The 21,721-nt window shown below is 67.1% G+C and carries 22 protein-coding genes; 9 read left to right on the top strand and 13 right to left on the bottom strand.

Annotated elements, in window-relative coordinates; genetic code table 11:
- Positions 1-24: 24 nt before the first annotated feature.
- Positions 25-1,236: an HpcH/HpaI aldolase/citrate lyase family protein gene (locus AC4HOU_RS08390; protein WP_175585867.1), complete on the bottom strand. Its 1,212-nt coding sequence runs from the start codon at positions 1,234-1,236 to the stop codon at positions 25-27.
- Between the two features lie 14 nt (positions 1,237-1,250).
- Positions 1,251-2,468, bottom strand: a complete 1,218-nt coding sequence (locus AC4HOU_RS08385) for a hypothetical protein (protein ID WP_324197367.1) — start codon at positions 2,466-2,468, stop codon at positions 1,251-1,253.
- Between the two features lie 212 nt (positions 2,469-2,680).
- On the opposite strand from AC4HOU_RS08385, the gene AC4HOU_RS08380 reads away from it, so the two are divergent.
- The 3 genes from AC4HOU_RS08380 to AC4HOU_RS08370 all read left to right on the top strand — a co-directional run bounded on the left by AC4HOU_RS08380 (position 2,681) and on the right by AC4HOU_RS08370 (position 5,370).
- The gene (locus tag AC4HOU_RS08380) at positions 2,681-3,256 is read left to right on the top strand and encodes a TerD family protein (RefSeq protein ID WP_014353648.1); all 576 of its coding nucleotides are present in this window, start codon (positions 2,681-2,683) and stop codon (positions 3,254-3,256) included.
- Positions 3,257-3,589: 333 nt separating this feature from the next.
- Entirely contained in the window at positions 3,590-4,684 is a 1,095-nt protein-coding gene (locus AC4HOU_RS08375) for a DUF475 domain-containing protein (RefSeq protein ID WP_163813433.1), read from the top strand.
- 83 nt (positions 4,685-4,767) lie between these two features.
- Positions 4,768-5,370: a Tellurium resistance gene (locus tag AC4HOU_RS08370; RefSeq protein ID WP_163813432.1), complete on the top strand. Its 603-nt coding sequence runs from the start codon at positions 4,768-4,770 to the stop codon at positions 5,368-5,370.
- 28 nt (positions 5,371-5,398) lie between these two features.
- Here AC4HOU_RS08370 and AC4HOU_RS08365 read toward each other — a convergent pair whose 3' ends face one another.
- Together AC4HOU_RS08365 and AC4HOU_RS08360 are read right to left on the bottom strand one after the other, a co-directional pair.
- A complete protein-coding gene (locus tag AC4HOU_RS08365; protein ID WP_175585866.1) occupies positions 5,399-6,358 on the bottom strand; it encodes a DUF389 domain-containing protein in 960 nt (319 codons plus the stop codon).
- Between the two features lie 64 nt (positions 6,359-6,422).
- Positions 6,423-6,878, bottom strand: coding sequence for an SRPBCC family protein (locus tag AC4HOU_RS08360; RefSeq protein ID WP_195020306.1), 456 nt, complete (start codon positions 6,876-6,878; stop codon positions 6,423-6,425).
- 81 nt (positions 6,879-6,959) lie between these two features.
- Between AC4HOU_RS08360 and AC4HOU_RS08355 the strand changes: the two genes are divergently transcribed.
- Both AC4HOU_RS08355 and AC4HOU_RS08350 read left to right on the top strand, forming a co-directional pair.
- Positions 6,960-7,526 carry a KwaA family protein gene (locus AC4HOU_RS08355; RefSeq protein ID WP_195020307.1) on the top strand — a complete coding sequence of 189 codons (567 nt, stop codon included), beginning with the start codon at positions 6,960-6,962 and terminating at the stop codon, positions 7,524-7,526.
- Positions 7,523-8,512, top strand: a complete 990-nt coding sequence (locus AC4HOU_RS08350; RefSeq protein WP_195020308.1) for a hypothetical protein — start codon at positions 7,523-7,525, stop codon at positions 8,510-8,512. Before AC4HOU_RS08355 ends, AC4HOU_RS08350 begins: the two co-directional genes overlap by 4 nt.
- Before the next feature lie 17 nt (positions 8,513-8,529).
- On the opposite strand, the gene AC4HOU_RS08345 is transcribed toward AC4HOU_RS08350, so the two are convergent.
- From AC4HOU_RS08345 to AC4HOU_RS08335, 3 genes are all read right to left on the bottom strand, one after another.
- Positions 8,530-9,933 (bottom strand): lipase family protein, encoded by a 1,404-nt coding sequence (locus tag AC4HOU_RS08345; RefSeq protein ID WP_195020309.1) that lies wholly within the window; start codon positions 9,931-9,933, stop codon positions 8,530-8,532.
- A 328-nt stretch (positions 9,934-10,261) separates the two neighbouring features.
- Positions 10,262-11,944: a cutinase family protein gene (locus AC4HOU_RS08340; RefSeq protein WP_195020310.1), complete on the bottom strand. Its 1,683-nt coding sequence runs from the start codon at positions 11,942-11,944 to the stop codon at positions 10,262-10,264.
- A gap of 180 nt (positions 11,945-12,124) precedes the next feature.
- Positions 12,125-12,535 carry a nuclear transport factor 2 family protein gene (locus AC4HOU_RS08335; RefSeq protein ID WP_163813427.1) on the bottom strand — a complete coding sequence of 137 codons (411 nt, stop codon included), beginning with the start codon at positions 12,533-12,535 and terminating at the stop codon, positions 12,125-12,127.
- A 272-nt stretch (positions 12,536-12,807) separates the two neighbouring features.
- Between AC4HOU_RS08335 and AC4HOU_RS08330 the strand changes: the two genes are divergently transcribed.
- A complete protein-coding gene (locus AC4HOU_RS08330; protein ID WP_195020311.1) occupies positions 12,808-13,383 on the top strand; it encodes a TetR/AcrR family transcriptional regulator in 576 nt (191 codons plus the stop codon).
- Between the two features lie 6 nt (positions 13,384-13,389).
- Here AC4HOU_RS08330 and dnaB read toward each other — a convergent pair whose 3' ends face one another.
- The 5 genes from dnaB to rpsF form a co-directional block, all read right to left on the bottom strand.
- Positions 13,390-14,772 (bottom strand): replicative DNA helicase, encoded by a 1,383-nt coding sequence (gene dnaB / locus AC4HOU_RS08325; protein WP_163813425.1) that lies wholly within the window; start codon positions 14,770-14,772, stop codon positions 13,390-13,392.
- Between the two features lie 692 nt (positions 14,773-15,464).
- Positions 15,465-15,923: a 50S ribosomal protein L9 gene (gene rplI, locus AC4HOU_RS08320; RefSeq protein ID WP_104360331.1), complete on the bottom strand. Its 459-nt coding sequence runs from the start codon at positions 15,921-15,923 to the stop codon at positions 15,465-15,467.
- A 17-nt stretch (positions 15,924-15,940) separates the two neighbouring features.
- Positions 15,941-16,192: a 30S ribosomal protein S18 gene (gene rpsR / locus AC4HOU_RS08315; RefSeq protein WP_036541619.1), complete on the bottom strand. Its 252-nt coding sequence runs from the start codon at positions 16,190-16,192 to the stop codon at positions 15,941-15,943.
- A 56-nt stretch (positions 16,193-16,248) separates the two neighbouring features.
- The gene (locus AC4HOU_RS08310; RefSeq protein WP_163813424.1) at positions 16,249-16,806 is read right to left on the bottom strand and encodes a single-stranded DNA-binding protein; all 558 of its coding nucleotides are present in this window, start codon (positions 16,804-16,806) and stop codon (positions 16,249-16,251) included.
- Positions 16,807-16,911: 105 nt separating this feature from the next.
- Positions 16,912-17,199: a 30S ribosomal protein S6 gene (gene rpsF / locus AC4HOU_RS08305; protein ID WP_163813423.1), complete on the bottom strand. Its 288-nt coding sequence runs from the start codon at positions 17,197-17,199 to the stop codon at positions 16,912-16,914.
- A 139-nt stretch (positions 17,200-17,338) separates the two neighbouring features.
- Between rpsF and AC4HOU_RS08300 the strand changes: the two genes are divergently transcribed.
- The 3 genes from AC4HOU_RS08300 to AC4HOU_RS08290 all read left to right on the top strand — a co-directional run bounded on the left by AC4HOU_RS08300 (position 17,339) and on the right by AC4HOU_RS08290 (position 20,736).
- Positions 17,339-18,730, top strand: a complete 1,392-nt coding sequence (locus tag AC4HOU_RS08300; RefSeq protein ID WP_195020312.1) for a glycosyltransferase family 87 protein — start codon at positions 17,339-17,341, stop codon at positions 18,728-18,730.
- A gap of 17 nt (positions 18,731-18,747) precedes the next feature.
- Positions 18,748-19,401: a class I SAM-dependent DNA methyltransferase gene (locus AC4HOU_RS08295; RefSeq protein WP_195020313.1), complete on the top strand. Its 654-nt coding sequence runs from the start codon at positions 18,748-18,750 to the stop codon at positions 19,399-19,401.
- A gap of 207 nt (positions 19,402-19,608) precedes the next feature.
- Positions 19,609-20,736, top strand: a complete 1,128-nt coding sequence (locus AC4HOU_RS08290; protein WP_163813420.1) for an NAD(P)H-dependent flavin oxidoreductase — start codon at positions 19,609-19,611, stop codon at positions 20,734-20,736.
- A 188-nt stretch (positions 20,737-20,924) separates the two neighbouring features.
- Here the strand turns inward: AC4HOU_RS08290 and AC4HOU_RS08285 are convergent, their stop codons facing one another.
- Positions 20,925-21,698 carry a GntR family transcriptional regulator gene (locus AC4HOU_RS08285; protein ID WP_163813419.1) on the bottom strand — a complete coding sequence of 258 codons (774 nt, stop codon included), beginning with the start codon at positions 21,696-21,698 and terminating at the stop codon, positions 20,925-20,927.
- Between the last annotated feature and the right edge of the window lie 23 nt (positions 21,699-21,721).

Below are 21,721 nucleotides of genomic sequence, written 5' to 3'. Positions count from 1 at the left end.
GCTGCGACTGCGTCGCTACCTCGTTCATACCGTGACCAACGCCGTCAGCAGATCCACGAACGACACTCCTTTGTTGGCCACCCCGAACACCCTGGCGCGCAGCAAGGTCTGCCGCGCCCAGCTGCGATGCGGACGCATCTCGTTCATCTTGTTCCGGTACTCCGAGGCCGCCACCCCGCCCACATCGGCTTGCAGGATGTCGAGCGCGTCCGAGTACTCCTCATGGGTGACCACCGACAGCGCGTGTACCGCGGCCACATGCGAGGGATGGATCACCGTCTTGCCCTGAATGCCATTGGCGCGGTCGAGCGTGATCTCGCGCAGCAGGCCGTCGAGATCCCGGCTGACCAGGTAGCGCCGGAACGGCACCGCATCCGATTCCTCGAACGGCGCGGTGCGCAGCAGCGGCCGGAACATCCGCTCGTGATCGGCGAAGTACTCCCACACCGGGCCGGTGATGACGAAGCCGGTGCCGTCGGCACGGCCCAGATAGTTGACGATATCGGCGATCACATCGGCGACCACCCGCACGTCGTAGATGGTCAGATCGCGGTCGCGGCGGATACCGAAGGTCGAGCACATATCGGTCGCACCGACGCGCACGGCCAGCACATTGTCGCGGTGTTCGGCCAGCAGCGCGGCGATCTCGGTGAGTTCGGCGTCGCGCGTCTGCCGATGCACCAGCGCCGCCGACTCCAGCACCGGCATGCCGTAGAGCGGACGGCCCAGCAGGGCACGCGCATGCTCCAACGCGGCAAGATATTTCGACCCGGAGGCCGAGTCGAATTTGGGGAAGACGAAGCCGGTGAGCACCTCGGCGCCCGGCCCGAGCTGCTCGGCGAGTTCGATGATGGTGTCGGCGTCGCGCACCCGGACGAACAGCATCGGATTCGGATCCACGCCGGCCGCGAGCTCGTCGAGGGTGCGCACCGCCTGCGCCTTGGCCGATTCCACCTCGTGATCGGCCACGGCGTCCTCGAGGTCGATGACCATCGAGCACACCCCGCGCGCGGCCCGCTTGCAGATCGTCGCGGTGAGATCGGCCCTGGTCGCGGGCGCGTACAGGGTCGCGCCGAGCGCGACGGCGAGCAGTTCGCGGTCGGTCTGACCGCCGATGGGCTCGGGTTGGCGGTGGAAAAGCGTTCTCGCGTCGGGACCGTTCAGCTGCCGGAAATGGCGCAGCAGCACGCGCTTGCGCAGGGAAACTTCCTGCTTGACGGCGATGCCTGCGGTCATCGTCTCCCCACCCCTCACTCTCGTCGTGGTCCTGACTGTTTTCTCATGCGATCCACTACGCCTGCTATGAAATCCGCGACGGCGTCGAGCTCCGTCACATACGCCCAATAATCGGGATGACGCCCGGACAGCGCACCGGTGATCCGGTCGATCCGTTCGGCCTGCGCGTCCAGTACCGATCCCCACTCGGCGGCGAGCCCGCGGCCCACCGCGAGCATCTGCGCGTCCCGCAGCCGGAATCGTACGGCCTTGGCCTTGTCTTGCGGATTCTCGCGCACCTCACGCAGCAGCGTCAGCCGTTTGGTGACGGCATCGACCTGCTGTTCGGCCTCGGCGAGATTGCCGCGCGCGGTCGTGGTCAGTTCAAGTGCTAACTCCGGGTCGTTCTCGGCCGCGGCCGCGCGGGCCCGGCTCAGGGCGTCATCCGCGGCGGCTATGGCCCGCTGGCTTTCTCGCTCATTGTCAGACAGATCCGCCGAACTCGCAGCATTGAACTCCCGCAGTAGCGCGGAGTACGCCGCGCCCACCCCTTCGGCCCTGGTCCGCGCCGCGGCCAGCCGGGTGCGCACCGAGACGATCGCGGTCGATGCCGCGGCGGCGCGAGATGGGGCCTGCGCCAAAGCATCTGCCAGTTCTTTGCTCGCGGCGTCGAGCCGGTTGGCGGCCTCGCGCACCGCACCGACGCCGGCGCCCGCGCGGGCCGAACGCAATGTGATCAGTGCCTCATCGACCGCGGCACCGGCCCGGCGCACCGACCCGTAGTGCGCGTAAGGGGACTCGGCGGCCTGCCCGCGCACCGCGGCGGCAGCCGTGGTCACCTGATCGGCCAGGCGCGGCACCATCGCCACCACCGCGACGGCCTCTTCCAGCTGCGCCTGATTGCCGCGGTAGTACTCGTCCACCCCGCGCGCGGCCTCGGTCAGCCTGCGCACCGTCTCCTCGGTTCTGACCTGCCCCTGCGGCACCGGCGATCCGCCCGCCTCGGCCTGATCGAGCTGCTCGGTGAGCTTCAGGTAGGCATCGGCGGCGGCGTAGCAGCGGGCTCGCACCGGCTCCCACCGCCGGTCCAGGCCGCGTTCGGGGAAGATCTGCTCGGCGGCCGCGGTGGCCGATTCGGCGACGCTCTGGCGCCGGTCCATGTCGAGGAACGCCGACGCGAGCGAGTGCCGAGCGTGCTCGATCCACTCGGTATTCCCGGATGACCGGAACCATCCACGCCTGCGGCCTGCCACGACCCGATGGTAGGAGATCTCGCCGGGGCGGGGTCGGGACAACGGCCGAGGCCGGGCACCGTCCGCATCGAGGCCGCGCACCGGTGCGAGCGAATGCGGGCTACCCGCATCGGTTTATACGCAAGATCGCCGAAACCTACTACTGTCGTATCTCGTACCCGGCGATTCGGACATGCTGGGAATCACAGACGACTATCGAAAGGGAATCCCGCATGGGTGTCAGTTTGTCCAAGGGCGGCAACGTCTCGCTGACCAAGGCGGCGCCTAACCTGACCGCTGTCGCGGTCGGCCTCGGCTGGGACGTTCGTACCACCACCGGCACGGACTTCGACCTCGACGCCAGCGCGATCGCGACCGGAGCCGACAAGAAGGTGGTCTCCGACCAGCACTTCGTCTTTTTCAACAACCTGCGCTCGCCCGAGGGCACCATCGAGCACATCGGCGACAACACCACCGGTGAGGGCGAGGGCGACGACGAGGTCATCAACGTCGATCTGGCCAACACCCCGCCCACCATCGAGTCGATCTTCTTCCCGGTCTCGATCTACGACGCCGACACCCGTCAGCAGTCGTTCGGCCAGGTGCGCAACGCCTACATCCGGGTCGTCGACCGCTCCAACAACGAGGAGCTGGCCCGCTACGACCTGTCCGAGGACGCCTCCACCGAGACCGCCATGGTGTTCGGTGAGCTGTACCGCAACGGCGCCGAGTGGAAGTTCCGCGCCATCGGTCAGGGCTACGCCTCCGGCCTGGCCGGTATCGCCCGCGACTACGGCGTGAACGTCTGATCGAGCTCACCCTCGGCCGGGGAGGGGGCCCGGCGCCGGGCCCCTTCCACCTGCCTCGCCACCCATGGGAAACTGATCCCACCGGGGGGTTCAACGAACATCCACGCGGTCACTCACTCGCTGGGGTCCGACTGGACATCTCATGGTCGGGCGACCAGGCTTGATGATGACGGTCGCTCTCGACGTCGGCCCGAAATGTCGGGTTCACCGTCGACCGGTACGGTCGTGTCGAGCGCCGCTCGCACCGGGTCGGCGATCGCACACAGCAGCTTCAGACGTCCCACCATGCCCGGATGACGACCGACTCCGGCGCCGCACACGAAAGGTCCCCGCGTGGTCCTGCGCATATTCGGCCTATCCTTCCTGGTCACCGTCGCATCACTGGTAGTGGCACTGCTCTACGGTGGCCCCACCGCCCTGGTGCTCTGCGCGATCCTCGGTGTCCTCGAGGTGTCCCTGTCGTTCGACAACGCCGTCATCAACGCGACCATCCTGCAGCGGATGAGCGAGTTCTGGCAGCGCATGTTCCTGACCATCGGCATCCTGATCGCCGTCTTCGGCATGCGCCTGGTGTTCCCGCTGGCGATCGTGTGGGTCACCGCAGGGCTGAACCCGGTCGAGGCCTTCGACCTGGCGCTCAACCCGCCCCCGGGTGACGCCGCCTACTTCCCCAATGGCGATCCCAGCTACGAGACGTTGCTCACCGACGCCCATCCGCAGATCGCGGCGTTCGGCGGCATGTTCCTTGCGCTGCTGTTCTTGAACTTCATCTTCGCCGAGCGGGAGATCACCTGGCTGTCGTGGCTGGAGCGGCCGCTGGCCAGGGCGGGCAAGCTGGACATGCTGTCGGTGGTCGTCGCGGGTATCGGCCTCATCCTGTGCGCGGAGTTCCTCGCCGAGGAAGAGGTCCGTTCGACGGTGCTGCTGGCCGGCCTGCTCGGCATGATCACCTACATCGCGGTCGACGGTCTCGGCTCGATGTTCCACGCCGAGGAGCACGCGGGCCCGTCGGAGGCCGCCAAGGCCACGGGTAAGGCCGGTTTCTTCCTGTTCCTGTACCTCGAGGTGCTCGATGCCTCGTTCTCCTTCGACGGCGTCATCGGCGCGTTCGCCATCACCGCCGACCCGATCATCATCGCGCTCGGCCTCGGCCTGATCGGCGCCATGTTCGTCCGGTCGATCACGGTGTACCTGGTACGCAAGGGCACCCTGTCGGAGTTCGTCTACCTCGAGCACGGCGCGCACTGGGCGATCGGTGCGCTGGCCGCGATCCTGCTGATCTCGATCGGCGTGCACGTCAACGAACTCGTCACCGGCTTCATCGGTATCGCGTTCATCGGCGCGGCGTTCATCAGCAGCATCATGCGCAACCGGCGCGAGGGTGAGCCGGAAGCGGCCGCCGAAAAGGAGCCCACCCCGGTAGGCTGACCGGCGGACGCAACCGAAGACTCGAACGGCAGCGGCCTGGCTTGGCCGCTGCCGTTCTCATCTCCTGAGGGGGGATCGCGGCGATGGCGATCGACGATCAGCGGGCCGGCGGCGGGAAAGTCACCCTGTCCAAGGCCACGCCGAGCATCAATCTCACCAGGCCGGGCGAGCTGCAAGGCATCATGCGGGTCGAGCTGACCTGGGCCGCGCGCGCCAAGAGCCTGTTCCGCAGATCCACTCCGATCGAACTCGAGCTCGGCTGCCTCTACGAACTCGCCGACGGCCGCACCGGTGTGCTGCGCACCGCCACCGATGCAGGCGCACTGGAATTCGAGCCGCACATCCTGCTCGACCGCGACGGCGCCCGTCCCGGCAGCGCGGGCTTCAATATGGATCTGGCCCGACCCGAAGCGTTTCGGCAGGTCTTGATCTTCGCGCTGTGCGCGCAGGCACCGAACTGGGCCGCCGCCAAGGGCACGCTCACCCTCGCGCCGACCATCGGCGCGAACGTCGAACTGGCACTGGACGAGCCGGTCGCCGACACCCGGTCCTGCGCCATCGCGCTGTTGCAGAACCAGGGGGCGGGCATCACCGTCTACCGCGAGGCCAGGTACCTGACAGGTGCGCTGGACGAGCTGGTGCGGGCCTACCGGTGGGGCATGGACATGGATTCCGCGCGCGCCTGAACGGCGCTCAGAGCATGCGCCGCAGCGCTCAGAGCATGCGCCGCGGGTACAGCCGCGCCTTCGGCCTGCGCACCGCGACTCGCGACCACACCGCATCCTGCACGGCCAATGTGGCCCAACCGGCCAACGCCATCCCGGACAGGTTCAGCGCCAATTGCAGTGTGCTGCCCCATACCTCGTCCCAGTGCGCGAACACCGCCGCCAGCGCGATATTGCCGGCCGCGGGCACGGTCGTCACCGAGATGAACACGCCGACGAGGCCGCCCGATTTCGCCGACGTCAGCGACAGCACGCCCGCCGCGGCGGCGATCACGGCCACGATGAACGACCACTTGTCCGGGGTGTAGATGAAGGCGGTCTCCGGCCCTGTTCCCACATCCTCCGCGGTGATCCAGCCGAGCCCGCGTGCGATGAGTACCAGCAGGAACGTCAACACGATGGCGGTGAGGAACCCCAGGATCAGGGTGCGCACCGCCAGCCCGAACAGCACGAATCGCCGTCGCACCAGCGCCACCCCGAGCGCCGCGATCGCACCGAACTCCGGACCGAGCACCATCGCGCCGATCACCAGGATCTGCGAATCGACCACGATGGCGATGGCGGCCAGCGTGGTCGCCAGCGTCATGAAACTCAGGTAGGTCCAGTTGAGTTCGGTCTCCTCGTAGGAACGCTGAGCCACATCGGCCCAGACCACCGCGTCCGCGCTACTGCCGGGGGTGCGCACCTCGGCCTCGAAACCGGCCAGCGACAACCAGGTTCGCACCGGCTCGAGCTCGATACTCCCGCATTTGTGCACGCCGGTCGCGCGCAGCCGTTCCACCAGGTCATTGGCCGCTTCCCTGGCGATGTGCGCGATCACCAGGTCACCGGCCGGGCGCAGCGCGGCCCCGCGCATCACCGCCAGCCCGCTGACCGCGTCGTCGCTCTCGAGGATCTCGATCACGGCGTCGGTCTTGTCGGCAGGCGCCATTACTCGCACGTGCAGCATGCGCTCAGTCTGGCGTATGCACCGGCGGCGGGCCGAGCGAAACCCGGATAGCGCCTCGTACCGGCTAGCTCTGCTGCTCCGCGAGCTCGGCCAGCCGGTCGATGGAAGCGGCCAGCTTGTCGGCGGTGGTGGCGCGGGCACGTGGCAGCCGCATCTCGTCGGTCAGGCGCGTCCAGTCGTAGGTGTGGCGCACCAGCGAACGCCGCTCGTCCAGCGGCTCGACTTCCCAGCGCCACAGATGGCCGGGCGGTTCACGATCGGGCTCGGAAGGCTGCCAGGCGATCAACCTGCCCTCCTCGAACTCGACCACATGGTTGTGCCGGGTGGAGCCCTTGGTGATCACCATCGTGAAGACATCTCCCACCGCGCGCACCCGCTGGCCCGCGGGTGCCTCGGACAGGTTGTCGTTGCCGTCCCAGCGCGGCTGCTGCGCCGGATCGGCGATCAACTCGAACACCACCGCCGCCGGCGCCGCGACCTCACGTTCGGCTCTGACCACTGTTTCCATCTCTGAGCTCATGCCCCTGATCGAAGCACAGCCCGCGCGGCTGGGCTCCTCAGCAGCGACGATCTTGTCGGTGCCCGGTAATACAGTGGCGCTATGGCAGCAGCGGTCCACCCTGCGCCGGGCCCGTCACCTCGGCGCGCAGCCGACGATCTGATGCAGGTCGTGGCGCGTACACCGCTGTTCTTCTCCAGCTATACGCCGCTGTTCGCGATCCTCGCGGCCCGTTTCGCCGCCACCCCCTGGCTGGCGTTCGGCGCGCTCGCGCTCATGGGGTTCGGCGCGGCCTGCACGATCTGGGTGCTGTCTCTGCTCGGCTCGTCGGCGCGCTCGTCGCTCACGGTGGCGCGGGTGCACGAGACCGGCAGCGAATCCGGCGGGTATCTGGTCTCCTACGTGCTGCCGTTCCTCACCGTCGAAACGCCGCGCGGGCTCGACGTCCTCGCCTACGGCCTGTTCCTGCTGGTGTTGCTGATCGTCTACGTGCGCACCGACCTCATCCAGGTCAACCCGATGATCTATCTGCTGCTGCACCGAATCGTGAAGGTGCAGACCGAGTCCGGGGATGTGGCCTACGTCGTCGTGCGATCGGTGCCGCGCCCCGGCGATACCGTCACGGTGGCCCAGCACGCGGGAATCCGAGTGCTGACGGAGCGGCGATGAGCATGCGCAGCGGCCGGGACTGGGCAGGCATCGATATCGGCGGCGAACCGATCGACCTGCTACTCGGCTGGCGAGACGGGCGTAAGCGCTTGCAGGCGTTGCGGATCGAGTTCGCCGCTGCCCTCGGTGCGGAGCTGCGCGCGATCGCCGCGGCCACACTGGACCAGCTCGCGGCGATGGCGCCGATCGAATACGACACCATCGCCGCGCTCGTCGACGGTGAGGAGTTCTTCTCCTTCGCCCTCGACGGGCTCGACCGAGCCCGTCCCGAGGACACCGCGGGCGAGCCCGACGCCCAGATCGCCGGATTGCTACAGCTCATCGCCCGTTCGGCGACGCTGGATACCGTGCTGCCGCGGCAGATGCGCGACGGCACCTTCCTGTTCTACGTGCTGATCTGCGAATCCGCCGGGCCGGATCGGCAGCGCACCGCCTTCGTGCGGTTGCAGCACGGACTGCGGGTGGCCTCGGCGCACCGCATTCTCGCCACCTTCGGTGAACGCCTGAATCGCGTCGGCGACCCGGTCTTCGCCTTCGCCGAGGAATTCGATCTCGTCATCGCCGGCGACGAGATCGCCATCCTCAAACCCGACACCTTCCTGCGGCTGTTCACCGACCTCGAACTGCTCACCAAGGCCACCCCGGATTTCGTCGACCACATCAGCGAGGCGCTCGGCCTGGAGCTGGCCGCGCCGGTCAAAGACACCATCATCGCCGTCTGCGCCAAACGGCCCAGCTACGCCAAGCTGCTGAAACGGCTCAGCGGCGTCGACTACCTGCCGAAGATCACGCTGTCGTCGTTGCAGGCCGAGATCGACCGCTATCCCGAACTCCCCGAAGGCATACACATCGACGACTCCGGAATCGTCTTGAGCGATCAGGGGGTACCGACATTTCTGGAGGTCCTGGATCAGCGGATCTGGCGCGGACCCTTCGACGATTCGTCGCGAGTGGCCACGGCGTATCGGCGGTTGCGGCCGCGGTGAGGCGCCGGTTGCGAGCGTCAGCGGTGCCCGAGGATGGCGGCGAGCATCCCGCCGACGAAGTCGGCACCGACGGCGTTCATGGCGGCCGGTGTGGTCGGCGTCGTGCCGGTCTGGACATCGCAACCGGCGAGCGGCCGGCCGGCTGCCCGATCCTTCAGCCACGCGAAGGCGGCCGGGGCGCCGAGCCCCCACTCGAAGGCATGCGGTGACACCGCCGATGGGACGACATCGCGCCGATAGGTCACCGCGGTGCCTGCCGCACAATACTTGTCGACCAGCTGATCGGAGGACGCGATCGTGCTCAGCTCATCGTCCACCGCGTTGTACAGGTAGACCGGTGCGGCAGGAGCCGTCGCGCCGAGGGTGCGCTCGGCGATCAGCTGTTGCGTCAGCGGCGCGTTCAGCACCTGCTCCAGCGGTACCGTCAGCAGCGTGCCGAAATCCCGGAACGGGAAGCTCACCAGGTTCTGCGGTGTGCAGCTCGCGGCCGCTCCGGCCAGCAGTCGCTTACCCTCGGCGGTGAGCACCCGATCCATCATCGCGGCAAACTCCGGCGAATCCTGTTGCAGCGCGGCGATCCCCACCGGCGGCAGACCGGCGACCGGGGTGCCGTTGCCGTTCCTGAGGCCCGCCATCAGATCCACCACCGGCGCACCGATGGCCATGCCCGCCACGTTCAGTTCCGGGGCGTAGTCCGGTTGCACCTGCGCGGCCCAGGCGGTGGCGATACCGCCGCCGGAATATCCCCAGAACATCGCGGGCGCGGCCGCCGCGAGCCCGAGCTCGGCGAAGTTCTGCGCCGCCCGCACACCGTCGATCGCCACATAACCCGGTTCCTTCGGTGTCAGGAAATGGTTGTCCACCCCACCCAGGTCCGGGACCGATACGGCCCAACCCTGGTTCAACCCCGCCGCGATCATCGGCACTTCACTTGCCGTGGTGGACAACGTGATCGGACCGCCCGCACCGGCGAAATCGAACCACGGCGCGCCGGTCTGCAAGACCTGCGAGGGCATGCAGTTGGGTGCGATGGCGTCGATCATGCTGTCGTAGGACAGGATCGCGCTCGGCGCCCTGCCGTGATCGCCCATCAACACCGTGGTCACCGCGGCATACGGATCGCCATGGGAGTCGGTGGTCCGGTAGAGCAGCTGCCAGGCCCGCACCCGCATGGGAATCAGCTGGAGCGAGACCGGGGTGATCGGCCTGGCCCGCAAGATCGTGCCCGGCGCCGCCGATTCGAAGCCGGCCGGCGGCAGGTAGAAGGCGTCAGCGGTGTTCGGTATCGCCGCCGTCGGTGCTGCGACGGCGATCAGAGCCGCGCAGGTCGTGAGGACGCTGACGGCGAGTGCGGTGATCCTGGCCCGCAAACCCCGTCCCCGGCCGAGTGATTCCGACTGCCCGATCCCCGCTGTCCGCATGGGCACACTGTAGAACGTGTTCCAATCTATGGCGCCGTTTTCGAATAGGCTCGCCGCGGTCCATTTCGACCTCCGGGCCGTTGAGCTGCGGCTTCGGTGCGGCCGCCGGCGGTGCTCGGCCTTCGACGACGGGGGTTCCCGCGCCCACGATCCGCTCGCGAGCCCGGGGCGGCAGGCGCGAACCGGTCCGCCGACCCAGCCGCTGGTCCGCGTCATCGCCTGATCGGCGGGATGAACGGACCGGCACCCACGAACAGTCGATGCGGCGGACTCGACTGGAGTCCGCCGCATCGACTTTCGGCGCGCAATCAGCGGCCACCTGCTCCGCTCAGTTGGTCGCCTCCGCTCGGGCGTCGGTGGTCGGGGCCTCCGCCTTCGTGGTGGTGGTGGTCGACGGGGCCGTGGTGGTCGGTTCCGTCGTCGCCGCCGGCGCCTGGGTGGTGGTCGGCGCGGGAGCGGTGGTGGTGACCTCCGGGGTGGTGGTCGCCGCTTCGCTCGGCGTCGTCGGGGCCGTGGTCGACGGATCGGCCTCGGCCTTCGGCTTCGCCGTGGTGGTGGTCGCAGGTGCGGTGGTCGTACCCTTGGCCGGTTCGGTCGTCGGGGCCGCCGAGGTGGTCGACTCCGCCGCCTCGTAGGCCGCGGCCAGATCGGCTTCGGTGGGCTTGGAGTTGGTGTCCACCTTCTGGCCCGCCTGGGCCTGCTTGGCCAAGTGGGTGATCCAGGCCGCCGCGTACTCGGCCGAGGTCATCGGCTTACCGTTGCCGGGATCGGCGTCATCCCAGTAGTCGAAGTGATGACCGGTGTGGTTGGGGCCGAGGGTCTGCTTGTACGGATCGCTCAGGATCACCGGGATGGTGTTCTGGTTGGTCACGATCAGCCCGACGATCTCGTTGAGGATCTTCTGCGGCAGGTACGCCAGCGGCGACATCTGATCCACCGCGATGGCGTCGGCCTGCGCCGGATCCTGCGGGGCAGGCGCACCCGGCTTGTACTCCGGGTCCGAGACCCGCAGCAGCACCTCGAGGAAGGTTTCGTCGCTGGCCATCCAGTTCGGCTGGGAGGCGATATCGGCGAACGCGGTCATCGCGATCCGGCCGAGCACCACCGCGACGTCCTGGCCGGTCGCCGGGGTCAGCCCCTCACGTTCGAGTGCGTCGACATTCAACTGCCTGCCCACATTCACCGCCAGATTCAGCAGCGAGATGTTCTCCGGAGCCGAGCAGGTGAGATCGCCGTCGGAGCAGAACGAGGCGATCTTGCCGTTCAACGCCCCGAAATCACCACTGGTCCCGGGCAGGGCACCCGAACCGGGCACCGGCTTCTGCCCGTTCTGATATTTCTGGTCGAAGCCGTCCGGGTTGGCGAACGGATCCTCCGCACCGGGGAACGGGCCGTCACCGGTCGAGCGGCCGGGATCGGCGAGGATCACCACGCCGAGCACGTTCTCCGGGTCGACGATCCCGTACTCGCCGTCCTGGCCGGGTTCCTGATGCCCGACCTCCATCGCGACGCGACGCACCACGTCGGCGCCCTCGCTGTAACCGACGATGGAGAACTTGGTGTCCGGGCAAGCCGCCGCGATCTCCGACATCACCTGCTTGGCATTGGCGACACCGGCATTCACGGCGTCTTCGTAGCTGGCCATATTCGCCGGGTAGGCGATGTACACGGCGGCGTAGGAGCCCTCGGCGACGTCGTCGCGCGGCGCGTTGACCACCGGGTCCAGCCATTCACTGCTGTGATCACCCGACAGCGCGGCGGGCAGCGGATTGCCGTTGGCGTCCACCAGCATCGCCGTCGTCCCCTCACGGGGAGTGTCATTGCGACCGGCCACCGAGATGGTCACCATGTCGCGGCATTCGGTGACCGAGGCCACCAGCTGCGTATCCGCCTCTTCCGGTGCGGCGGTGAACGCGAACGTCGCGGCCACCGCCGCCGCCACCCCGAGTACCGCGGGCGCGGCAACGGCCGAGGCCAACCGATGTCGCGCGAAGAACTCACGAAGAGCCATGTCCGAACCCCAGATTCCTGTAACCGACAAGTGGAAGGACAGGCCCCCCGACGGGCCATGTGTCACGTATGAGGTCGTGGGAGGTGGGAAGAGTGTTACTGGTCGGATGTCAGTCGTGTCCTGTGATCGATGTTGCGACCGCATCCGGCCGATCCCGGAAAATGGCTCTGGCCCGCTGCTTCAGACGATGAAAGCCTCGGCGATCGCATAGCTGTCCTCGTACATGTGGTAGCGGCTGATCTTGCCGTCGGTGACGGTGAAATGCAGTGCGTAGGCATTGGTGAACGTCTTGCCGGTGGCCTTGACACCGAAGACGCAGGTGGCGAAGACAACCGCGTCCTCGCCCTGCGCGAATTTGCCGGTGATCTCGAACGATTCCGGCGCCGTCAGCACCTTCGGAAAGATGCCGAAGAATTCCTCGATTTCGGCCCGGGTGGAACGCTCACCCGCCCACGGCACATGCGCGGCGCCGTTCACCCGGAAATCGACCTTGTCGGCGAACTGGTCGAGCAGTGCGCTCATATCGCCGGAACCGAAATTGCGGAAGAACTCGTCGACGACCTCGATGGTGGAGCTGGTGTTGCCGGACATGATGTTTCTCCTTGTCGTTGGATCGGAAAGGGCGTCAGAGAGCAAGTGCGGCACAGCCGGCCGTGGCGCGCTCGGATCGCCTGGCCGGTGCTCAGCACCGCGACGTCGTCGGCGCGAGCCTGGCTACCAACTAGGTGGTTGGATTCTGACACGGCAGCTCGCAAGTGTCCAACCAACCAGTTGGATGCTAGGCTGGGCTACCGTGAACAGCCGGGGCGACGGATCAGGAAGGGCCGGGAGGACGCCGTCACGGGCGCCCTCACCGAACGGACATGCGACGAGATTCCGCTAGAACCAAACAGCTACTGCTCGAAGCGGCCAGGGCCGAGTTCGCCGAGCACGGCATCGCCGGTGCCCGGGTGGACCGGATCGCGGCTGCCGCCGGCTGCAACAAGGAACGCATCTACGGCCATTTCGGCAATAAGGAGGCCCTGTTCAGCGCCGTCCTCGCCAATGCCATGCTCGGACTTGCCGATACCGTCAAGCCCGGCGAGAGCTCCGCCGCCGAACTGGTCCGGCGCGTATTCGACTACCACCGCGCCGACCCGTCGCTGCTGCGTCTGCTGATGTTCGAGGCCCTGTACTACGGCGACACCCTCGTCGACAGCAATGTGCACCGTCGTGACTGGTACGCCCAGGTGAAAGCCGCCCTCGTCGAGCGGACCGGCCTGCCGGAACAGGAGATCGGCCGCGCCCTGCTCACCCTCGTCGGTCTCGGCGCCTGGCCGATCGCCATGCCCCAGCTCGTCCGCTTGTTCCTCGGCGATTCCGCGGGCACCGACGACGCCATGGTCGATCTCAGAGAATCCCTCGCCGCCTTCGCCGAACGAGCCGCAGAGCTGCCCTAGCCGAACTCAGCCCCGCGCCATATCCACGAATCGGCTCAAATGCAGCTGGTGCGCGACCGTGATCGTGGCCGTCGGCCCGTTTCGGTGCTTACCGAGGATCAGGTCGGCCTCGCCACCGCGCGGGTCGTCGCGTTCGAAGGCGTCGGGCCGGTGCAGCAGGATGACCATATCGGCATCCTGTTCCAGAGAGCCCGATTCGCGCAGGTCGGAGACCATGGGGCGCTTGTCGGTTCGCTGTTCGGGGCCACGGTTCAGCTGGCTGATGGCGACCACCGGGACTTCGAGTTCCTTGGCGAGCAGTTTCAGGTTTCGGGAGAAATCCGAGACTTCCTGCTGACGGGATTCGACCTTCTTGCCGGAGGTCATCAGCTGCAGGTAGTCGACCACGACGAGCTTCAGATCGTGGCGCTGTTTGAGCCGGCGCGCCTTGGCCCGGATCTCCATCATCGTCAGGTTCGGTGAATCGTCGACGAACAGCGGCGCCTCACTGATCTCACTCATCCGCCGCGCCAGCTTCGTCCAGTCGTCATCACTCATCCGCCCGGACCGCATATCCCCGAGCTTGATCTTCGCCTCCGCCGACAGCAGACGCATCACGATCTCGGTCCGGCTCATCTCCAGCGAGAAGATAACGCTCGCCAAACCGTGCTTGATCGAACAACTCCGCATGAAATCCATACCAAGGGTGGATTTGCCCACGCCGGGCCTGGCGGCGACGATGATCATCTGGCCGGGGTGCAGTCCGTTGGTGATCTCGTCGAGTTCGGTGAAGCCGGTGGGGACGCCGAGGGAGATGCCGCCGCGGCTGGCGATGGAGTCGATTTCGTCCATCGTGGGCTGGAGCAGTTCCTCGAGCGGGAGGAAGTCTTCGGTGGTGCGGCGTTCGGTGACCTCGTAGACCTCGGCCTGGGCGCGGTCGACGACCTCGGCGATGTCCTGGCCGTCGGCACCCGCGTAGCCGTACTGGACGATGCGGGTGCCCGCTTCGACGAGGCGGCGCAGAATGGCCTTCTCAGCGACGATCTCGGCGTAGTAGCCGGCGTTGGCGGCGGTGGGGACGGTCTGGGTGAGGGTGACCAGATAGGGGGCGCCGCCGATGCGTTTGAGTTCGCCCCGGCGATCCAGGCCGGCGGCGACGGTGACGGGGTCGGCGGGTTCGCCGCGGCCGTACAGGTCGAGGATGGTGTCGTAGATGGCCTGATGGGCGGGACGGTAGAAATCGCCGGGGCGCAGGGCCTCGACCACGTCGGCGATGGCGTCCTTGCTGAGCAGCATGCCGCCGAGAACGGACTGCTCGGCTGCCATATCGTGCGGTGGCTGGCGCCCGAAATCCTCGCCGGGCGGTTCCGGCGGGTAATCGGTATGCCCACGGTCATCGACGACTGCCACCTGACTCGACCGTCCTCTCTACCCGATAGGGCTCACCCTATTGACGACTGGTTCTACCCCCGGGGTACGACAGATTCGGCGTGTCGGACAGGCATGACCAGCACCGTTGCCCACCCCCGGTCACGAGTTCAGTTACCGCTCCGGCATCCACCGGATCGTGACCGCTCAGAGGCTCGCGCACGGCGATGCGACGAACCTAGGCGACCGCGCATGCACATACCAAACCCGGCTGTGCACACATCTGTGGATAACCTGTGGACTGTTTACCCAACGGTGTGCACCTCCTGTGCACTACTTGGGGAAAACCCTGGTCATCGACCACAAACACGCAGATAGGTACGTATTTCCACAGGTGCGCATGTGTGGATAAATAAAGTCTCGGCGTGTCGGTGGAGTTGAACAGCCGGGCGTGTTGAGTTAACAGACGATGGACAAGCTATGAGGTGAATCACATTACGAGCGGTTGGTTTCTCCAATGATCCACAACATGCACATCTGGGGATAACTTGCCGGGCTGTGCACAGCACGAACCCACGCCACGGTCGCCCGGCAACCGGCAGAAGACAGAGCTAATCCCCGGTTACCCACACGGGTATAGCCCGCTGAACAAACAGTGCACAGCCGAAGGCCACCCCCGTGCGGAACACGGGCGTGGCCTTCGACTCGATGTATTCCGGCGCTCGGCCGTGAACTCAGCTCTCGGCTGCGACGACGTCCAGGTCGAACGTGGCAACCACATCCGGGTGCAGGTGCACCGAGATCTTGTGCTTACCGGTCGACTTGATGTGCGACTTCGGCAGATCGATGCTGCGCTTGTCCAGCACCGGTCCGCCGGCCGACTTCACCGCGGCGGCGACGTCGGCCTGGGTGACCGAACCGAACAGCTTGCCGGTGCCCGCGGTCTTCACGCTCAGCGAGACCGACTCCAGGCCCTCGATGGCCTGCTTCAGCTCGTTGGCGTGGTCCAGGTCGCGCACGCGACGGGCATCCTGCGCCCGGCGAATGCCCTCGACCTGCTTCTGGGCGCCACGGCTGGCGACGATGGCAAGGCCGCGCGGGAGCAGGTAGTTGCGCCCGTAGCCGTCCTTGACCTCGACCGTGTCGCCGGGGGCACCGAGGTTGTCCACATCAGCGGTCAGAATGAGCTTCATTTGCGTGCCTCCCTTGCTCAGCGAGCCGTCGACACGTAAGGCAGCAGCGCCACCTCACGCGAGTTCTTGACGGCAACCGCGATGTCGCGCTGGTGCTGCACGCAGTTGCCGGTGACCCGGCGGGCACGGATCTTGCCGCGATCGCTGACGTACTTGCGCAGCAGCGCCGTGTCCTTGTAGTCGATGTTGACGAGTCCGGTCTTGCTCTCCTTGCAGAAAGTGCAAGCCTTCTTCTTGAGCACCTTTTCGCGCGCGGGCGCTTTAGGCATGGTCTTCTACTCCGTAATCTTGGTGGCCCACCGTCGCGGGCCGATATGAGCCGTTGTCAGAACGGCGGTTCGTCATCCATGCGGCCGCCCCCGAAGGAGCCTGCCGCGGGCGCGCTGCCCCACGGGTCGTCGGCGGCACCCTGGCCACCGGAACGCCCACCACTGTTGGCCTGCTGGTAGTTGCCACCACCGCCGCCGGAACCACCGGAGCCGCCGGATCCGAATCCGCCGCCGCCCCCGCCGCCGCGGCTGGTCTTGTTGACCTTCGCGGTGGCGTAACGCAGCGAGGGACCGACCTCGTCGACCTCGAGCTCGACGACCGTGCGCTTCTCACCCTCGCGGGTTTCGTAGGAGCGCTGCTTGAGCCGTCCGCTCACGATCACACGAGAACCCCTGGTCAGGCTCTCGGCGACATTCTCCGCGGCCTCGCGCCAGATGTTGCAGCGCAGAAACAGCGCTTCGCCGTCTTTCCATTCATTGGTATTACGGTCGAACACGCGGGGCGTGGAGGCGACGGTGAAGTTCGCCACCGCGGCGCCCGCGGGCGTGAATCGAAGCTCGGGGTCGGCCGTCAGATTTCCGATGACGGTGATGACCGTGTCGCCTGCTGCCATGAGGTTCCTCCTGCTCGGTGTGCAGTTCCCGGGTGCACTCGCTTGTCGTGCTAGAGCCTAGAGACAGGCACCGACCAAACACGGGTCAAACGAGGACCGAAAGAACTACTTGTCGTGGCGCAGGACCTTGGTGCGCAGCACCGACTCGTTGAGACCCAGCTGGCGGTCGAGCTCGCTCACGGTGGCGGGCTCGGCGGTCAGGTCGATGACGGCGTAGATGCCCTCGGCCTGCTTGCGGATCTCGTAGGCGAGCCGGCGGCGGCCCCAGATGTCGACCTTGTCGATCTTGCCACCATCGGTGCGAACCACGCTGAGCATGTTCTCCAGGTTCGGACCAACGGTGCGCTCGTCCAGGCTCGGGTCGAGGATGACCATTACTTCATAATGACGCACGGACCAATCACCTCCTGTGGACTAGGAAACGGCCACGGACGGTCCGTGGCAGGAGGGTCGTCGCGTCAGCAACCCGGCAAGGTTACCTGACCAGGTATTGACCGGCGAAATCGATCCCCCCGCCACTACGCTGATCGGTATGCCGAACGGACCCGCAGCAGGCGAGCTGGTCGCCGGTCGCCTGCCACGGGTGGGGGCGGCGACCGTCGCGGTGCTGCTGTGCGGACTGACGCTGCTGGCCGCGTTCTGGAACAAGGCGCGCTGCGCGGGGGCGCCGTTCCGCCAGGACGGGCGTTCGGTGGCATTCGATCTGTTCAAGGATTCGCGCGTCTGTTATTCCGATATCCAGTTCCTGTGGCTGGGCCGCGATATCGATCAGCACGTCTTTCCTTATATCCATGGCGGCATCACCGGTGACGGCGCGCTGGTCGGCGGGGCGGTCGAATATCCGGTGCTCAGCGGGCTGCTGATGTGGGTCGGCGCGCTGCGCGCCGACAACGACGCGATGTTCCTGCTGCATTCGGCGTTGCTGCTGGCGCCCTTCGCGCTGCTCACCGCCTGGTTGCTGGGCCGGATGGCCGGCTGGCCCGCGCTGTTGTGGGCGGCGGGGCCCCCGCTGGTGCTCTACGCCTTCCACAATTGGGAACTGCCGGTGGTGTGCGCGGCGGTCGCGGCGATCTACGTCATGACGATGCTGCCGCGCTGTTCGCTGCGGACCAGGGCGGTGCTTGCGGCCGTTCTGCTCGCGATCGGCTTCTGCCTCAAGTTGTATCCGGGGATCTTCGTCCTGCCGTTGCTGGCGTATGTGCTCACCGGCGGGGCCGATGCCGCGGGCGCCGGCCTGCGCGATCGGCGTTTCGACGTGCGTGGCGCGCTGCTGACCGGTGCGGCGGCGCTGGCCACCGTGGTCTTGGTCAATCTGCCGTTCGCACTGGCCGGGTACGAGGGCTGGCGGGCCTCGTTCACTTTCCAGCAATTGCGCCAGGCCGATATCACCACCAATTCGATCTGGTATTGGGGCCTGCGGCCGCTGTTCGGGCCGGAGGCAGTGGACGAGCAGAATTTCCAGCAGGTGGTCTCCGGCGCCTCGCCCGCGCTGATCCTGCTGTCGTTCGTGCTGGCGATGTGGCTGGGGTGGCGGCGGTTCAGCACCACGGGTGTGTTCCCGTGGGTGGGCGTGAGCGGGGCGATGCTGTGTGGATTCCTGCTGTTCCACAAGGTGCATTCCCCGCAGTACACGCTGTGGATCATTCCTTTCCTGGTGCTGCTGCGTGTGCCGTGGACGTTGGTCGTCGCCTATCTGGTGGCGGATGCAGCCATCGGCGTCGGCGTATTCCGGTACTTCTACGCCCTCGGCACCGGCAATTCGGTCGAACTGACCGAGGCCATCGTGCAATTCGGGGTGTGGGGCAGGGCCGGGCTGCTGCTCGTGCTGTTCTTCGTCTTCGTGCGAGCGGCCCCGCGTGCCGAAAGACCCGCCGTCCCACCGGCTCCGCGGCGCGACTCCGGCGAACTGCTGCCCGTGGGCTGAGGGTCGACAATGGTGCGATGAACGAACCCGCCGACATCGCAACGACGCGCACCGCCTACGACGGCGTGGCCGGGCTCTACGCCGACCTCGTCGCCGGCCACCTGGAGCGCAACCCCTTCGAGCGGGCCATGCTCGGCATCTTCGCGGAACTGGTGCGCGACAACGGATCCGGCCCGGTGGCCGATATCGGCTGCGGGCCCGGCCGGTTGACCGCGCATCTGAGCGAGCTCGGTCTCGAGGTGTTCGGCATGGACCTCTCGCCGGAGATGATCGCGCTGGCCGAACAGGCCTATCCCGGTCTGCGCTTCGAGGTCGGCACCATGGAGCGGCTCGGGATTCCGGACGGCTCGCTGGCCGGCCTGCTCGCCTGGTACTCGATCATCCATCTGCCGCCGCGGCGGGTGCCCGAGGTGCTCGCCGGCTTCCACCGGGCGCTGGCCGATGGGGGCTATGCGCTGCTGGCTTTCCAGGCGACCGACCCGCCCGAACCGATCACCGCGTTCGACCACAAGGTCACCGAGGCCTACCGCTGGTCACCGGAGCATCTGCTCGAGCTTCTGGTGGCGGCCGGTTTCGCGCCGGTGACGCGGATGGTGCGCGAACCGCAACCGGATGAGCGGTTCGATCAGGCCTATGTGCTGGTGACCAAGGACCCGGCCGCGGCGGTCTGAAATTTCCCCTCCCTCATAAAACTAGAACGTGTTACATTCGATTCATGGCACCGACGCCGATCGATGACGCCGCGTCCGCTCACTGGCGATTAATGCGATACGCGGCGGTTTCGAGCGCGACGTGCCGGGCAGAAGGTTTACCGGGCAGCGTCCGGCGAGCCGAACATTATGCAACCCGTTCCAGGGCATAGGGAGACCAGAACCGCCATGCGTACCGAAATCTGCGACCGCCTGGGGATCGAGTTCCCCATCTTCGCCTTCACCCATTGCCGCGATGTGGCGGCCGCGGTCAGCAATGCCGGCGGTCTCGGGGTGCTCGGCGCGGTGGGCTTCACCGCCGAACAGCTCGAGGTCGAGCTCAGCTGGCTCGACGAGCACGTCGGCGACAAACCCTACGGCGTCGACCTGGTGATCCCGTCGAAGTACGAGGGCAAGGGCATCGACGGACTCTCGCCCGAGGAGCTCGAAGCCGAACTCGCCAAGCACGTTCCCGATGGCCACCGCGAATTCGCGGCCAAGCTGCTCGCCGACCACGGTGTGCCGGAACTGCCCGCCGATGAGGTGCACCCGCAGTTGCTCGGCTGGACCGCCACCACCGCCGCACCGCAGATCGAGGTGATCCTGCGGCATCCGAAGGCCAAGCTGGTGGCCAATGCGCTCGGCACCCCGCCGCCGGATGTGGTGAGCAAGATCCAGGAGTCCGGCCGGTTGATCGGCGCGCTGTGCGGTTCGGTCAAGCATGCGCTCAACCACAAGGCCGCCGGTCTGGATTTCGCGGTCTGCCAGGGCACCGAGGGTGGCGGGCACTGTGGCGAGGTGTCCTCGCTGGTGCTGTGGCCGCAGGTGATCGACGCGGTCGGCGATATGCCGGTGCTGGCGGCGGGCGGTATCGCCGACGGCCGTCAGGTCGCCGCGGCGATGGCGATGGGCGCGGCCGGCGCGTGGACCGGTTCGATCTGGCTCACCGTCGAGGAGGCCAATGTGCCGCCCGCGCAGATGCAGACCTTGATCGAGGCCACCAGCCACGACACCGTGCGTTCGCGGGCGTGGACCGGTAAGCCGGCGCGGATGCTGCGCAATGACTGGACCGAGGCGTGGGAGCAGTCCGACACCCCCGATCCGCTGCCGATGCCGCTGCAGATGATGGTCGCCCTCGACGGCGTCAAGCGCGGGCACCGGTATCCGGAGGCCGCCAAGGACGTCAACTTCAACCCGGTCGGCCAGGTGGTCGGCATGATGAACAAGATCGAGCGTTCCGCCGATGTGATGGCGCGCCTGGTCGAGGAGTACGTGGAGTCCTGCGAGCGGCTGAACAAGCTCAACGGGGCGCTGTGAAGTAGTCACCAGTTGTAGGAAGGCCGCCGGACCTCGGGTCCCGGCGGCCTTTCTCGTCGGCCGCAAAGAGTTTCGCCCCGCTATCGGGGGCAGGTAGAGAATGCCGATCACGGCACTCCGGAGAACCGATCCGGTGGGGCGGCCCGGCACAACCCCACCCGTCGGACGGGTCGGGAGAACCGGCGCCGTCAGGCCGTCGCGGCGTGCGCGGAATCGGGTTCCTCGGCCGCGTCCAGCAACTCCGCGAATCGGGCGAGCACCTTCTCGTGATACATCCCGAAGAGGTCTTCGAAGAGCGCCAGCTGCGCTTCGGACGGCCCGGAATCGGACTCCCACACCGCCATCATGGCTCGCCACACCAGCACGTGCAGATCGGCGGCACCGGCGAAATAGGCTTCGATCGCCTCCGGGACCTCGAGCACCATCTCGCCGATGGAGTTCAAGATCGCGCGCTGCATGCTGGAGCCGAGCGCGGTGAGCAGCCGGCGCACCAGGCCGATCTCCACCGAGAGGATCTCGCGGTAGTCCGGAACCTCCAGGCGGGCAAGCGATTCCAGCCTGTCGATATCGGCCTTGAGCGCCGCCGGATCGGCATCGCAGCGGCCCGCGGTGTAGGCGAGCAGTGCGTCCATGACGATGCCGCGCTCCACCTCGACGATGTCGCGGAACATCTCGATCGCCACCTCGGGCATGGGCACCGAGTAGCGGAACAGATGCCGGTACACGTCGATGCCGCCGAGTTCGCGAACGTCGCGAATGGTGAAACCCTTGCCGCGCCGGGCGTCGACGAAGCCGTAGGACTCCAGCCTGCCGAGGGTGAGCTGCGCGGTGGCGCGGTTCATCTCGAATTCGTCGGCGACCTGGCGCACCGAGGGCATCAGATCGCCGGGCCGGTACTCCCCCGCGGCGACCCGGCGTGCCAGCTCATCGGCAGCATCGGCGACCACCGTCCGGGATCCCATCCTGCACCCTCACCTTCGTCATA

It is taken from the genome of Nocardia sp. JCM 38205, from assembly GCF_058222935.1.
Note: the sequence above shows the minus strand (reverse complement) of the source record. Positions and strands in the feature narration are given on the sequence as shown.